Raw genomic sequence first — 13,848 nt, 5'->3', positions numbered from 1 at the left:
CCACTCAGGAGGACGACCATGACCCGCTCTATTTCTGACGCCGACGTGACGAACCGCAGACGCCCCGACGGCACCCCGCACCGGCTGCACGCCGTGTTCGTCTACGACGTCGACGGCACCAGCTACGAGTACGACCAGCCCACCATCACCGGCGCCCAGATCATGTTCGCGGCGGGCCTTGACCCGCAGCAGGGGCTGATCCAGATCCTGAGCGACGGATCCCGGGTCACCGTCAACGGCGGCGACACGGTCAACCTCTCCGCCGGAGCCCACTTCAAGCGCCGTCCCCGGTTCAAGCGGGGCTGAGATGAGCTCGATCTCGGCCGACCTGCGGCAGCGCCTGGCGCGGGAGAACCCATACCTGCGCCAGGCGTTTCCCACCGCGTCGCTCGACGTCGAGGCGCTCGTGGTCACCCTTGCCGACCACCGGCTGCCGCCCGGTTGGTCACATCGGCGCACCGAGGTGCTGTTCGCCATTCCGGTGAACTATCCCGCCGGGCAGCCGGAGAACATCTGCGCGCGGCCGGACCTGACCCTGGCCGGCGGCGCCGCTCCCGGCAACAGCCAGGGCATCCAGACCCACGCGGGCCGGCCGTGGCTGCAGCTGTCCTACCACGTCAACCCGGCCGATTGGCGGCCCAAGGCCGACCCGGCGGCCGGCAGCAACCTGACCGACTACCTCACCGGGGCGCTAACCCGATTCGACGAAGCGAGCTGACACACGTTGAGCACCTTGAAGTTCACCGACCCGCACCACTGGGACCGCCTCGAGCAGCATCTGGCGCAGGCCAACGGTGAACGATTCGCCTTCGCCTACACCCGGGCCATCAGCAACAACATCCGCACCGGCCCGGTGCTGGAGGTGGTCGGGATCACCCTGATCTCCGACGCCGACACCACCCGCGGCATCGACGGCTGGTACCTGTCCGACCAGGCGCTGGACCGGGTCCACAACCACGCCCTGGCGATCGGCGGCGGCATCGTGGAGTTCCACAACCACCGGCACGGGCCGCCGGCCTTCTCCTCCACCGATGAGGACACCCTGGCCCCGACGGTCCGCTACTGCCTGGACCTGCTCGACGGCGCGCCCTACGCGGCCGCCGTCTGGGCCGACGGCGCCGTGCACGCCGAGTGGTGGCGCTTCGACGCCCATGGCGGTGTCGAGCGCGGACAGTTCAGCACGGTGACCGTCCTGGGTGACCAGTTGCGGGTGCTGAACGCCGCGGCTGTTCCCGAGGAACGGCTGGCCCGGCAGGTGCCCTTGCTCGGCACCCGGGCCCAGGCGGCGATCACGACCATGCGGATCGCGGTGGTGGGCGCCGGTGGCACCGGGTCCCACATGGCGCAGTCGCTGGCCTACCTGGGCTTTCGCAACGTCCTGATCATGGACGACGACCTGGTCGAGATCAGCAACCTCAACCGGATGGTCACCGCCGGCTACGCAGACGTCGGCCACCCGAAGTCGCACGTGACCCGCAAGCGGATGCGCGCCATCAACCCGCTGATGAACGTGACGACCGCTCGCGGCGTCACCGCCGCCGACGAGCATCCCGAGCTCGAGGACGTCGACCTGATCATCGGCTGCGTCGACAACGACGGGCCACGCAACCGGCTCAACCAGATAGCCGTGCAGACCCGGACGCCCTACATCGACATCGCGACCGGTGTCGATGACGCCGTCGAGCCGTTCGCGCTGGGCGGCCGGGTGATCATCTTCACGACACCGGACGGGCCGTGCCTGAGCTGCCTCGGCGAGCTCGACCCCGCCGAGGTCGCCCGCTGGGCCAAACCGGTGCACCAGCAGGGCCTGGACCGCCAGCACGGGTACGGCACCGGCAGCAAGAGCCCGTCAGTGGTGTACCTCAACGGCCTCACGGTCAACGCGGCGGTGTCCGAGCTGGCGGCCTGGCTGTCCGGGGCGCGGCCGCCGGCACGCTGGCTCGACATCGACCTGATCGGCGAGTCGAGCCGGCCAGGCACCCGGGTCGATCCGCGCGACGTCGACGGCCCGGACCCCGACTGCATCACCTGCGCCGGCGTCAACCGCTTCACCCGGTCCCGGCAATGAAGGGGCCGGCGATGAAAGTCCCGGCGATGAAAGTCCCGGCGATGAAGGGGCCGGACTCGCCTACCGCTGGCGGCGCATCGAGACCCCGCGCATCCCGACATCGGTGCGCCGCCAGTTGATCCGCCGAAGCCAGGGCAGATGGCTCTTCCAAAGCCGCCGTCCCGCCACCTATTATCGAACGTATGTTCGACCACCCTCCCCAGCTGCTCCCACGAGGTCCCTCATGCATAACTCAGCACTCCCCGCCTACGGCGCGGTCAGGTACTGCCCCGCCGGCCACTGGCAGCCCCGTCCGGGCCTGCACCCGATGGGCCACGCGCTACCGATGGCCGCCTATCGGGTGCGCCGCGACTCCACCCGCAAGCTCGAACTCAACGGCCAGTTGACCGAGTGGCCGGCCGACCAGCTGTTCATCCGCCGGTGCACCACCGTGGTGCGCACCGAGGACCCGAACACCGGCCGGGCGGTCTCGATCCTGTGCGGCCAGGAGTGGGTGGAGTCGACCCACGGCGCCACCAACTACTGGGCCGTCAGCTGAAGTTCACGCGAGATTGGGCTGGAGAAAGGCCTGGGCGAGCCCAGCAACAGTTTCACGACCTCACTCAAATTGAATCGACGCCAAGCTGAGCGCAAATGGCCTTAGCTGTTGTCACCGGTATCTCACGGTGACGTGGGACGCTTGATCTGCGTTGGCTCACCGGATTCCACCAAATGGCGTGTCGCCCGCCTTGGCGAAGCAGTTCGCAGCCATGGCGCTGTAGATGCCGTTCCAGATCGCGCAGGCGAATCAATGGGTATCTCTTATCAAGTTGGTGCCACGTCCTTGCTGCTGCCGCAAACCCAGAGGCTGAGCATGTCAGCCAATGGACTGGAGCCGCGGCACCCTGTTGATAAGTCTCGAGCTGTGCGTCTTTTACGCCTCCAGCATGTGATACCCCCGCTGCAGGCTCTAGTCTGAGGGTGTGACCGCCACCCATGAGCTGCTGCACCTGACACCTGTCTACAAGCAGGTTGAAGGTGGCTGGATTCAGGCTGGCTTGGTGGAACTGCCGGGGGTGATCACTACTGCAGCCTCAAGAGAAGAGGCGCAAGACATGTTGCTGGATGCCCTGCGGGAGTTCCTCCTGTCATTCGGTGACGGCTCGGCAGCTACCACCCCGCCCAACCCAGAAGGCTTGACCCTTACGGTGCACATCGGGCCGGCGTCCGCCGCGTGACAGTGAGCAAGGGGTTGTAGCGCGCTTGAATTTTCGATGTTGCCCAGAGAGCCTGATGCTCAGAACAACTAGCCCACCCTGGTAAGTCCGCCGCACGCTGATTAGCTCGCGCGGATCGGACGGCCGATCCGGATGTCCGTCAGGCAGATCCCGGGATGCTGGGCGTCCAGCCGCAGGATCTTGATCGCGGTGCCACGCAGCATGAAGGTCAGCTCCCCCGACCCCTTCACCGGAAAGCCGCGGAAGGACCCGGTCGCCTCGATGTAGCGGGTGCCGTCGTGCACCGCGAACCGCAGCAGCGACGGCTTGGCCACCTTGTAGCGGAACCTGATGTTCCAGTTCTCCTTGCCCAGCGCCGGCGTCAGTGGCGCGAACACCTGCTGCTTGATGCTGGTGCTGCAGGCCAGCGCCACCGTGCTGCGGGTCTGGAACTGGGCCGGCACCACATGCCCGGCCCGGTCCAGCACGTACATCGGCCGGCGCAGGTCATCGACGCTGACCTCGTGCCCGCTCACCAGCCGGGCCAGGAACGGCGAGGTGCTGTAGCGCCCGTACGTGGTCAGCGACAGCGTGTTGGGCACCATCGTGGTGTAGAGGCTCCACGGCCCCCGGGCGTCGGCCGCCTCGATGCCCTGTTGCAGGTTCGGCACATAAGTCTTTCCGGGCGCGGTGGACCAGCGGCGCGAGACCGGCACCGCCGAGGTGATGAACACCGTCCAGGTGACCAGCAGGAAGACCCCGGTGATCAGCAGGTGCCGTCGGTTCAAGCCGCGCCAGCTGCCGCTGAGCAGGCCGGCCGCCCGGTGCGAGGGCTCGACGCCGGCTGCGACGTTCGGCCGCTCCGGGTCAGGCCCCGGACGCATCAGCACCACCGCCAGCGCCAGCACCGCCAGCACTGCCACGTCTGAGATGTAGCGGAACTCGTTGCCGATCCGGGGCCCGTGCCCGGCCAACCGGGCGGTGGCGATCGAGTACTGCGCGACCAGGAAGATCGGCAGCAGGATCAGCCAGCCGCGCAGCGAACGCCAGCCGAGCCGGCGCAGCCCCAGGACGGCGATCGCCAGCACCGCCAGCTGGGTGATCACCACCCACCACAGCGGGGTGCCGGCGGTGGAGTACGGGCCCAGCGATCTGGTCTGGATCGACCCGCCGAACAGGCTGGGCACCAGCGCGCGGCTCCAGGCCACCCACAGGTACTCCGCCACCTCGGCGTTGGTGTAGCCGGGCTGCCGGCGCACGAACGCGCCGGTCAAGTAGTACACCAGGAAGCTGACCGCCACCACGACCAGCGACAGGTAGCCGACCCAGGCCTGCCGCAGCACCCGCAGCAGCTCGCGCGGGCTGAGCCGCCGGCACACCGCGGCCGGCAGGAACAGCGCCCCGAACAGGCAGCCGAACAGCGTCCGCTCGTAGAACATCAGCCCGGCCAGCAGCCAGAAGCCGGCCAGCAGCCCCCAGAGCACCTTGCGCCGGCCGCTGTCGGAGAGGTAGCAGCGCACCAGCGACGCGCAGCTCAGCACGCTGGTCAGCGTGCAGGCCGTCACCCCCGAGCCGCCGGCCCACCACTGGCCGGTGGGCAGCCACATCGCGGTCGCGCCGGCCATCGAGGCGAACACCAGGTGCAGCGGGCTGGGCGGAAAGAGGTTGCGCAGGATGCGGTACACCGTGAAGGCGGTCAGGCCGATGCCGATCGCGACCAGCGCGGCCGCGACCTGGTAGTTCATCGGGAAGGCCCGGATCAGCAGCCAGTTGACCAGCCGGTTGCCGGGCTGCGGGTGCCCGAACACGGTCAGCTCCAGGTACGCCCTGGACAGCGGGTTCATCTGGGCCAGCTCCAGGTTCTGGAAGTCGTCCAGGAACCAGCTGCCCACACTCATGAACCGGTACAGCAGGGCCGCCTGCAGCAGGGCCAGCGCGATCGCCAGCCGGTCCAGCAGCCGATGGGGGTTCGTGGCGACGGGTTGGGAGCCGCGCTCCTCGGTGATAACTGCCTGACTCGCCACGAAGGCCAGTATGGCATTGCGGGGCCCACCGGCCGGGCAGGTGCGGCGTGGGTCGGGTCGGGCCGGGCGGACCGTTAAACTGCGCTGCGCGGGCCGTCGGTACCCGCCTGGCCAGCTAGGAGAGAGCGGTCCATGTCAGAGCTCACGACCTCGACAGAGTCGACCCCCGAACGCCTGATCTCGGAGAAGGCGGCGGCTGCCGAACCGACAGCGGCCGAGGTCGCGGCCGAGACCGCGACAGCCCCGCACACCCCAGCGGCGCACGCGGCGCCAGAACCGGCCGCGGCCGCCTCGGAGACCGCGATCGAGGCCCCGCCCCCGGTGGCCGCCGTCGACCACTACTCCAAGTCGGCCAACGACGAGGTGTGGTTCAACGCCCACTACGAGCAGGCCGCCGAGCAGGTCCTGGAGTTCTTCGCCGGCGACGGCATCTCGCTGGAGGGCAAGACGGTCGCCGACATCGGCTGCGGTGACGGCATCATCGACCTCGGCGTCGCGCTGAAGGCCAAGCCGGACCGGCTGGTGGGCTTCGACATCCTGACCCACGACATCGAGGAGCTGCGCGAGCGGGCCGCCAAGTACGCCGGCCTGGAGAAGCTGCCCGACAACCTGTACTTCTGCATGAGCGAGACCACCCGGTTGCCGGCCGAGGACGACGAGTTCGACTACGTGATCAGCTGGTCGGCCTTCGAGCACATCGAGGACCCGGTCGCGATCCTGCACGAGATCCGCCGGGTGCTGCGCCCGCACGGCGTGCTGTTCATCCAGCTGTGGCCGTTCTACCACTCCGCGCACGGCACCCACCTCGTCGACTGGTTCCCCGAGGGCTTCGCGCAGTTCAGGTTCAGCCACCACGAGATCGTGCGCCGGCTGCGCTCCGGCGGCGAGCAGCAGATGGCCAGCGACATGCTCGAGGCCTACCGCACCCTGAACGGCATCACCGCCGACGGCCTGCAGGACGCCCTGCGCCAGGCCGGCTTCCGCGTCGTCAAGGTCGCGCTGCAAGCTGACGCGGTGCACATCCCGGCCGAGGCCTCACACCTGCCGCTGTCCCAGGTCGCGATCAGCGGCATCAAGCTGCTGGCGATCGCCGACGAGGAGTGGGCCAAGTCGGCGCCCCAGTTCATCAACGCGCCCCAGCCCGCCATCGTGCTCCAGCCCGACACCGACCCGTCCGAGTCCGACCCGTCCGAGTCCGACGAGTCCGGCGCCGATCAGGACGAGCCGGCAGCCGAGCCCGGACACGCCGAGCCGACCGAGCAGCCGGACGAGGAAGCCGAGCCCGAGTCGGGCTCACCCAGCTAGCGAAGGCGCCAGCCCTGCCCGCATCGATGGCATTTCTGGCTGTGCTCAACAGCAGTGGACAAGTTTTCCTAGGTGCGCCACAATTGTGGCCATGAGTACTGAGTCGCTCCGTACGGTCCGGGATCACTTGAGCGAGATGGTCGACCGGGTCGAGCACCATCACGAGCGGTTGGTGGTGACTCGCAACGGCCGGCCTGCTGCGGTGTTGATCAGTCCGGATGACCTGGCTCAGCTGGAAGAGACGATCGATGTGCTGAGTGACCCTGACGCGCTGGCGGACATCCGCGAGGCGGACGCTGCCTATGCGCGTGGCGACGTGGTGCGTGGCGTCGATGCGGTTCGCGGATTGCGCGGGTGAGCGACCAGCAACCGTACGAGCTGGTGGTCGCCCCGCCTGCCCAGCGAGCTATCGCCGACAAGTTGCCTGAAGCCGCGGCGGTCGCCGTGATCGACTTTCTGACAACTGCGCTGATCGAGAACCCACAGCGAGTAGGCAAACAACTCCGGGACGATCTGGCGGGCATCTGGTCCGCGCGACGAGGAACCTACCGCGTGCTATATCGAATCAACGATGACCTACGCGAAGTCATCGTGCTACGAATCGAGCGTCGAAGCGATGCTTACCGCGCAAGGTAGGCGCACGATCGAAGGATGTCTGCGCGGATCGGCGCAGCGTTCAGGTGGCTGAGCGGCGACCGCCGTAGGAGGCGATCAACGCGTCGCCACGATCCTCGCTGAGTGTTGGCTTGGACGCGTGGCGAAAGTACCTTTCGCGTTATGGAAATCATCAATATCGGTAAGGCGGACGGCTTGCCGCCGGTGGAGTGGGACGGCATCGTCGAGAAACTGGACGCGGGCTCGGCGCCGGCTCCGGACGGGATCAATGCGCGCACGACGTGGTTGGCCACCGTCAACGAGGACGGCAGCCCGCATGTGACCGCTGTCGGTGCGATGTGGCTGGACGGCAGGTTCTGGTTCCAGACAGGTACCGGTACGCGCAAGGGGCGCAATGTGGCTCGTGACCCGCGGTGTTCGGTCGCGGTGTCGATTCGCGATGCCGATGTGGTGTTCGAGGGTGACGCGACGCGGGTGAGCGACCCTGCCGCCCTGGCACGCATCGCCAGGGCTTGGGCTGACAGCGGCTGGCCGGCGAAGCCCGACGAGAGCGGCTCGGGGATCACAGCTCCGTTCAACGCACCGTCGCAGGGGCCACCGCCGTGGAACGTCTACCGGATCGAGCCCCGTTCAGCGACGGTGGCCTTGTCATCCGACCCGGGAGGTTTGACCCGGTTCCGATTCTGAGCCGGCCAGTCGCTCAGGCGTCCCGGGTTCTGTCCAGCCGTTCGGGGAGTCGCTGGAAGCCCGCTGACTGGTAGGTGGCGACGGCGCCAGCACGCGCGCTCGGGGTGCAGACGAGCGCACTCGACGAACCCAGCCTCTGGAGTTCGGCCGCCGCGGCAATGCAGATCGCCCGGCCGTAGCCGCGCCCGCAATGTTCGGCGTGGACGCCCATCGGCTCGATCAGCCCCGGCTTCCCCGGACCGGCCGACCACACTGTCACCGTCGCTACCGCGACGCCCGCGTCGTCGTGCGCGAGCAGGCACCGTGCGTCGGTGAACGGCGAACCGGCCGCCATCGCCTGCCATCGCTCCTCGGTGAACCGCGTACTGCCGAATGCCGACCGGTGGACGGCTGTGAATTCGGACGCCTGCTCCGGCCCGATCACCACGATCGGCAGATCGGTTTCTTCCACCGGCCCGGTTAGGTCGCGGCGCAGCGGCGTCCACGGCTCGCCGGCGCTCCAGCCGACCTCGGACAGCAGATCGTGGACTCTGGCGCCGTTCGGAGTCTCGACGGACACCCTTCCTGCCGGTAGGACGCCACGCTCCGGATCGGAGGAGTCCGCGACCACCTGGTGAGCCAACTCCTCCTCGCGCCAGACCTCAGGCGCGACCGTCATCCGCAGCAGCTCAGGACCGTCCAGCAATCCGATGGCGAGAATCTGTCCGCCTCGGCTCCAGGTCCGCACCGCCGCGGCCGTCGCCTCCGCGCCGAACCGCCAGAACCAGCCCAGGTCACCCGGATGCAGCTGCAGCGGCGATGCGTCGTGCTGCCAGTCTCGAAGGGCGCGCACGACGTCGTCGAGCTGACCGGCTTGCGGGGTGCCCAGCTCGATCGCCACGCTTGCGATCAAACACTGTCACGCTCGCGGCGTGCACCCGAATTGTTCGGTGAGGACACCCGACCATCGTGCCGCCGTCGAACGTTCGAACCCCTGACCGCTCAGGTGGCTGAGCGGCGACCGCCGTAGGAGGCGATCAACGCGTCGGCCACGATGCTCGCGTCAGCCTCGGACACCTCCGCCGGGTATTCGGGCAGCAGGTCGTCCCAGATCGTCAACCACGACCCGTACAGCTGGGCCTGACCCTCGGGCCTGGCGAAGAACCAGACATGCAGGTGCGCGCCGCCATCGCCGATCCGATAGACATGGGCCCGCGATACGTTCGCCAGCGCTTGGATGTGGCGGGCGAGATGGGTGCTCAACACGCCCAGTTCGGCGGCCAGCTCATCGGTCAGGTCGATTAAGTCGTAGTGCTCGCGCGGCTGCAGCATCAGAACCAGCGGCGTGCCGGCTCCACTGATGCGGGTCAACCGCCAGCGGTCGTCGAGCCAGATCCCCTCGTCGGGGCGGGTGCACGCGTCGCACTCGGCCGGATCCTCCCCCTCTCGGGCAGGCTCTGGCAGCACCGGTGGGCGTAGCGGCGCGATGCGCAGCCCGGCCTCTTCGAAGGGACTGATGTCCCAGCCCGTCATGCGTGAGAGCGGAAGCCGGCGCTCGCTGTCCGCGGCTGCGATCGCGTGGTCGTAGAATTGCTGAGGACTTAGGGCCATGACCGAAGATTAGATGGTGACGCTCTTGGATCGCGGCCTGGCTCCAGTGCGGTGGGTTTACCAACCTCAGGCGGCATCCTGTAACGCCGCCAAATGAACTACGGCCTATACGGGCCTGCCAAGGCCCCGGAACAACCGTCACCTAACGAACTCAAGTCTAATCTGGCGCCCGCCAGGCATTTACACCGTGGCGTTTGTTGAACGCCGCGGGCGGCTAGCACCTGCGCATGTGCCTAATCTCGGATCGGAAGGATCGGAGGACCATCGACATGTTGCCGGTGGCAGAGTCCAAGTCAGCGAAGACAATTTCCCTTCCAACCGCCTTGAGCCCCGCGCGGCGGAGCGGAGAAGACGCGCAAAAGTTGATGGCTCACACGTACTACGGACTGCGATATGGGATTGGCATTGCCGCATTCTTCCTTCCCCTCGGCACTCGCGTAGGTCAGCAGCATCTGACGGGTCATTCCCTTCCGCAATCGATCAGCGGTTACTACCACACCGGCATGCGCAACTACTTCGTCGCCACTCTCGTCCTCATCGCCGGGTTCCTGATGATGTACCAGGGCTTCAATCAGTTGGAGAATTGGCTCTTGAACCTTGCAGGTTTGGCCACCGTTGGAATGGCTTTCTTCCCGACCGGGTGTGACAGCGGCGCGACCCAATGCGCGACATATAGCGCACCTGCCGTACATGGAATATGCGCTATTATCGCGTTCGGCAGTATTGGTGTAGTTGCGGTATTTTTAGGAAGTAGCAATTTGGATCTATTAAAGGACCCAAAACAGGTAAAACGGTATCGCATAACATACACAGCTCTCGGTGCGGCGATGATCATTCTTCCGCTCGTGACAGCAGGGCTAGCGGCCCTAGACGTCGCTTCTTTGTATTGGATCGAACTTGTTGCGATGTGGGTCTTTGTCGCGTACTGGGCCGTCAAGACGATCGAGTTCAGATCGACCCACGCTGAGACCAGAGCTATCGAGGGGACTCTGCCCGGACCCCAACACGCATGACGTTGCGTCTAAGCGGCTTGAGACCGAGGCCCCCACGCCCCGCGCAGCGGAAACGTTGTGACGCGGCAATCGGTGTCTCTGTGAACCGTGGTCGCCATCGCCACTGACCGTGGCTAGGTAGGCGAAAGGAACGCCCGTGGCCCACGTTGGAACGCTGGGGTGGTCGCGGAATACCGGTGGCCGACTCAGCGCCCGAGATCGCACTGAATTGGTGGGGCTTGCAGCAAAGACCGTGGTTGCGGACGGCCCGAACTTTCTTGCGTATCGGCTTGGACTTCAGCGTCGATTTCCAGAAGCGAAGGGCCTTGCAAGACTGAGCGCACCTGTTACCCCTGCTGCAAGGCATGCTCGCTCGTCACTATGCGAGATCGCGCCGCCATACATGGTCAATCACAGTCTGCGCACGTATTGGTTCAGTCGCCTGCTGGCTGACGATTCCAGGATTTTGCTCGACGATGAGAACGATGAGCTTCTCTACCTCGCCAGCCTCGCCCATGACGTTGGGCTGTTCTTGCCTTGCTCACCGGGGACCAGCAACGCGAGCTGTTTCTCGATCCGCGGCGCGGAGTGGGCATCGGAAATTGCGCGGCAAGCGGGATGGAAGGCGGGACGGCGGAACTGTCTTGAGGAAACGATCACGCTTAATCTCAACGGTCGTGTTCCCGCGCATTTGGGCGTGGAGGCCCACCTGATGATGCGCGGGGTCCTTCTTGACGTCACTGGCATGTACGCCTGGCGCGTCAATCCCATAGATGTAGAGGAAGTATTCGCTTTGACGCCGTTGCTTGATCAGCGTCAACGGCTGTGGCCGTTGTTCCGTGACGAGGCTCGGCGTCATCCCAAATGTCGGGGACACTTCGCGGTGTGCTGGCTCGGCTTCGGCTTCTTAATGCGACATAGTCCGTGGTAGGCGATCCTCGCTGACCAACGCCTCTGCTCAGCAGTTGCCGGATCCAAGGCAACACTGCTCGTGAGTCGAGAGAGCGAAAGCATGTCACCGCTGGTCAAGAGGGAATACAACATTTGTGAGCCGCAAGCCGAACCCGTTGAGCAAGCCAGCCGGGCGGCCGAGGGCTAGAGCCGGCGGTGGACCTGGTCGATCCCCTTGCGCACCAGGGCCTGCCGCTTGGAGTTCGGCGGCACCAGCTTCACCCGAATGTCGGGACGGGCCAGGAACCAGTCGACCGCGAAGTCGATGCCCTTCTTGACCGGCGAGCCCGACCCACCGGACCCAAAGCCGGCCCCGGCGAGGAAGGCGTAGTCCTGCTCACCGCGAATCGCCACCACCCGGCAGGCCGGCCGGCTGGTGACCTCGTGCAGCACCTCCAGCACGTCTGAGGCGACCCGTGACCACGTGAACTCGCTGCCCTTGCTCAGGATCTGGTCGACCACCTTCTGCCCGGCCGCCGGGTCGTCCAACAACGCACGAGCAGTGCCGGCAGCCCCCGCGGGGTCGAAGTCCGCGATCACCGGGATGTCCTCGGGCAGCACCTCGGCCAGCGAGCCCTGCCGGGTCGACAGGCACGGCACGCCGTAGTGCGCGGCCTCGAACGGAACCAGCCCGAAGCCCTCCGAGATCGTCGGGTACAGCACCAGCCCGGCGTTCTGGTACAGCCAGACCTTCTCGGCCTCGCTGATCATCCCCAGGTTCACCACGAACTCGGCGAGTTCGGGGTGCTCCAGCAAGAAGCGGGCCTCGGCGGCCAGCGACGAGCCGTCCGGTGGCTGGGCGCCGGCCAGCACCAGCGAGCCACGCCAGCCCTGCTTGTGCAGTTCGGCCAGCACCGCCAAGGCGAACAGCCGGTTCTTGTGCAGGTAGGAGACCCCCAGGCACAGGATGAAGCCGGTCTCGGCCGACTCGGTGCCCGGCGGGCGGATCGAGTCCGTCTGCACCAGCGCGGTGTGCTCGGTGCCGCAGTAGATGACCTTGTTCGGCTTGTCCTCCGGCAGCAGCCCCTCGGCACGGGCCGCCTCGCGGGAGTGCTCGCTGAGGTAGGTCAGGCCGTCGACCACGTAGGCCGAGAGCTTGGCCAGGTCGCGGTAGGCCCGCCAGCTGTGGTCGCGGCTGAAGTACGCGGCGTCGTGGTAGGCGATCAGGTCCAGCTGGTTGACCACCACCCGGTCACCGATGCTGCGCAGCCACTCCAGCTCGTCGGCGTCGCGCACCTGGTAGGGCCGGTAGGCCACGTGCGCCTTCTCGCCCAACTGCGGCGTGAGGTTCATCGTCCGCCGGATCTCGACCTTGGCGTTATTACCGAAGGCGTTCCAGACGTAGTCCGGCACCTGCATCGGGGTGTAGACCAGCACCTGGTACACGTCCGGACGCTGGGCCAGCGCGCGAACCGTCTCGACCACGACCACCTGGGTGCCGGCCGGCAGCGGGCCCAGGCACATCCCGTCGACCGCGATCACCAGCCCCTGCAACGAGCGCCGGGCAGCCAGCAGCGAAGCCGCCAGCGGCGAGTAGTCATCCATCGACGACCGGCGCACCCACGGGCCGTAATAGGGATAGCGGCGCTGGATAATCTGCTCGTGCTCGTGCTTGCGCTTCTCGATCTCCGGCGAGCGCCCGAAGCTCGAACCGCCCTTGTGGAACACGAAGACGTCATCGGCCACCACGTGCTCGAAGCCGGCGGCCAGCGCGCGCTGGCTGAAGTCCACCTCTTCGCCGTAGCCCGGATTGAACGCCGGGTCGAACGCGCCGACCACGTCCAGCGCGCTGCGCTTGACGTAGGTGCAGTGCCCGATCGCGGTCGGGATCCGCGGCCGCAGCCTGGGCGAGCCGGCCGCCACCCGGCGAGCGGCCTCGTCCACCGACAGCCCGCCCGGCACGTCGTCGGTCGCGACGTTGCGCTTGGGCACCGAGACGATCGTGCCGTGATTGGTCAGCGCCGTCACGGTGGCCACCGTCGAGGAGGAGAAGGCCGCCTCGCGCATCCGCTGCAACCACTCCGGGCCGACGATCACATCGCTGTTGAGGATCACGATGTCACTGCGGCCGGCCGCGACGAACGCGTCGTTCATGGTGAGCAGGAAGCCCTTGTTCGAGACCTGCTCCAGCACCACCACGTCGTGCGCCGGCGCGGCGGCGTCGAAGACCTCCTTCAGCACTGCGAACGGGCGCCGGTCCCAGCCGCGGTCGTCCACCACCAGCAGCGGCACGTCGGCCGGGGTGTTGCGGAAGAAGGCCTCGTAGCAGCGCACCACGTCGTCGTAGGAGTTGAAGACCGGGACGATCACCACCGGCTGGTCGTTGACCGGAAGCAGGCTGGCCGCCTCGGCCGGGGTGCGTGCTTGGAACAGGCTCATCGCGGAAAGTTCCTTCTCTTGACGGTCAGGCGCTCGGCAGT

General features: G+C 67.0%; 15 protein-coding genes. 11 read left to right on the top strand and 4 right to left on the bottom strand.

Annotated features, from left to right (window positions below; translation table 11 throughout):
- The first annotated feature begins 18 nt into the window (after positions 1-18).
- The 5 genes from VF557_11105 (at position 19) to VF557_11085 (ending at position 3,285) form a co-directional block, all read left to right on the top strand.
- Positions 19-306 carry a multiubiquitin domain-containing protein gene (locus tag VF557_11105; protein ID HEX8080749.1) on the top strand — a complete coding sequence of 96 codons (288 nt, stop codon included), beginning with the start codon at positions 19-21 and terminating at the stop codon, positions 304-306.
- Position 307: 1 nt separating this feature from the next.
- Positions 308-718: an E2/UBC family protein gene (locus VF557_11100; protein HEX8080748.1), complete on the top strand. Its 411-nt coding sequence runs from the start codon at positions 308-310 to the stop codon at positions 716-718.
- 6 nt (positions 719-724) lie between these two features.
- Positions 725-2,068: a ThiF family adenylyltransferase gene (locus tag VF557_11095; protein HEX8080747.1), complete on the top strand. Its 1,344-nt coding sequence runs from the start codon at positions 725-727 to the stop codon at positions 2,066-2,068.
- 223 nt (positions 2,069-2,291) lie between these two features.
- Positions 2,292-2,606: a hypothetical protein gene (locus tag VF557_11090; protein ID HEX8080746.1), complete on the top strand. Its 315-nt coding sequence runs from the start codon at positions 2,292-2,294 to the stop codon at positions 2,604-2,606.
- 424 nt (positions 2,607-3,030) lie between these two features.
- A complete protein-coding gene (locus VF557_11085) occupies positions 3,031-3,285 on the top strand; it encodes a hypothetical protein (GenBank protein ID HEX8080745.1) in 255 nt (84 codons plus the stop codon).
- A gap of 101 nt (positions 3,286-3,386) precedes the next feature.
- Here VF557_11085 and VF557_11080 read toward each other — a convergent pair whose 3' ends face one another.
- Positions 3,387-5,288, bottom strand: coding sequence for a hypothetical protein (locus VF557_11080; protein ID HEX8080744.1), 1,902 nt, complete (start codon positions 5,286-5,288; stop codon positions 3,387-3,389).
- Between the two features lie 132 nt (positions 5,289-5,420).
- On the opposite strand from VF557_11080, the gene VF557_11075 reads away from it, so the two are divergent.
- The 4 genes from VF557_11075 (at position 5,421) to VF557_11060 (ending at position 7,895) form a co-directional block, all read left to right on the top strand.
- Positions 5,421-6,593 (top strand): methyltransferase domain-containing protein, encoded by a 1,173-nt coding sequence (locus VF557_11075; GenBank protein HEX8080743.1) that lies wholly within the window; start codon positions 5,421-5,423, stop codon positions 6,591-6,593.
- A 91-nt stretch (positions 6,594-6,684) separates the two neighbouring features.
- Entirely contained in the window at positions 6,685-6,951 is a 267-nt protein-coding gene (locus tag VF557_11070) for a type II toxin-antitoxin system Phd/YefM family antitoxin (protein HEX8080742.1), read from the top strand.
- Complete coding sequence (locus VF557_11065; GenBank protein ID HEX8080741.1) at positions 6,948-7,229, top strand: type II toxin-antitoxin system RelE/ParE family toxin; 282 nt, start codon at positions 6,948-6,950, stop codon at positions 7,227-7,229. Before VF557_11070 ends, VF557_11065 begins: the two co-directional genes overlap by 4 nt.
- Positions 7,230-7,370: 141 nt before the next feature.
- The gene (locus VF557_11060; GenBank protein ID HEX8080740.1) at positions 7,371-7,895 is read left to right on the top strand and encodes a pyridoxamine 5'-phosphate oxidase family protein; all 525 of its coding nucleotides are present in this window, start codon (positions 7,371-7,373) and stop codon (positions 7,893-7,895) included.
- Positions 7,896-7,908: 13 nt separating this feature from the next.
- Here VF557_11060 and VF557_11055 read toward each other — a convergent pair whose 3' ends face one another.
- Both VF557_11055 and VF557_11050 read right to left on the bottom strand, forming a co-directional pair.
- The gene (locus VF557_11055) at positions 7,909-8,787 is read right to left on the bottom strand and encodes a GNAT family N-acetyltransferase (GenBank protein ID HEX8080739.1); all 879 of its coding nucleotides are present in this window, start codon (positions 8,785-8,787) and stop codon (positions 7,909-7,911) included.
- Between the two features lie 89 nt (positions 8,788-8,876).
- A complete protein-coding gene (locus VF557_11050) occupies positions 8,877-9,485 on the bottom strand; it encodes a hypothetical protein (protein HEX8080738.1) in 609 nt (202 codons plus the stop codon).
- 278 nt (positions 9,486-9,763) lie between these two features.
- On the opposite strand from VF557_11050, the gene VF557_11045 reads away from it, so the two are divergent.
- Together VF557_11045 and VF557_11040 are read left to right on the top strand one after the other, a co-directional pair.
- Positions 9,764-10,498 carry a hypothetical protein gene (locus VF557_11045; GenBank protein ID HEX8080737.1) on the top strand — a complete coding sequence of 245 codons (735 nt, stop codon included), beginning with the start codon at positions 9,764-9,766 and terminating at the stop codon, positions 10,496-10,498.
- Positions 10,499-10,709: 211 nt separating this feature from the next.
- Entirely contained in the window at positions 10,710-11,408 is a 699-nt protein-coding gene (locus VF557_11040) for an HD domain-containing protein (protein ID HEX8080736.1), read from the top strand.
- A 164-nt stretch (positions 11,409-11,572) separates the two neighbouring features.
- Here VF557_11040 and VF557_11035 read toward each other — a convergent pair whose 3' ends face one another.
- Positions 11,573-13,807, bottom strand: coding sequence for a glycosyltransferase (locus VF557_11035; GenBank protein HEX8080735.1), 2,235 nt, complete (start codon positions 13,805-13,807; stop codon positions 11,573-11,575).
- Positions 13,808-13,848 lie beyond the last annotated feature (41 nt).

The sequence above is a fragment of the Jatrophihabitans sp. genome (assembly GCA_036389035.1).
Classification (GTDB): domain Bacteria; phylum Actinomycetota; class Actinomycetes; order Mycobacteriales; family Jatrophihabitantaceae; genus Jatrophihabitans_A.
The sequence above is the reverse complement of the archived record's forward strand: the minus strand, read 5'-3'. Positions and strand labels throughout refer to the sequence as shown.

Bases quoted from the DNA above. Each gene is read 5' to 3' on its own strand.
- VF557_11060 (HEX8080740.1), top strand. From the start codon at position 7,371: ATGGAAATCATCAATATCGGTAAGGCGGACGGCTTGCCGCCGGTGGAG.
- VF557_11050 (HEX8080738.1), bottom strand. From the start codon at position 9,485: ATGGCCCTAAGTCCTCAGCAATTCTACGACCACGCGATCGCAGCCGCG.
- VF557_11100 (HEX8080748.1), top strand. From the start codon at position 308: ATGAGCTCGATCTCGGCCGACCTGCGGCAGCGCCTGGCGCGGGAGAAC.
- VF557_11090 (HEX8080746.1), top strand. From the start codon at position 2,292: ATGCATAACTCAGCACTCCCCGCCTACGGCGCGGTCAGGTACTGCCCC.
- VF557_11105 (HEX8080749.1), top strand. From the start codon at position 19: ATGACCCGCTCTATTTCTGACGCCGACGTGACGAACCGCAGACGCCCC.
- VF557_11035 (HEX8080735.1), bottom strand. From the start codon at position 13,807: ATGAGCCTGTTCCAAGCACGCACCCCGGCCGAGGCGGCCAGCCTGCTT.
- VF557_11070 (HEX8080742.1), top strand. From the start codon at position 6,685: ATGAGTACTGAGTCGCTCCGTACGGTCCGGGATCACTTGAGCGAGATG.
- VF557_11075 (HEX8080743.1), top strand. From the start codon at position 5,421: ATGTCAGAGCTCACGACCTCGACAGAGTCGACCCCCGAACGCCTGATC.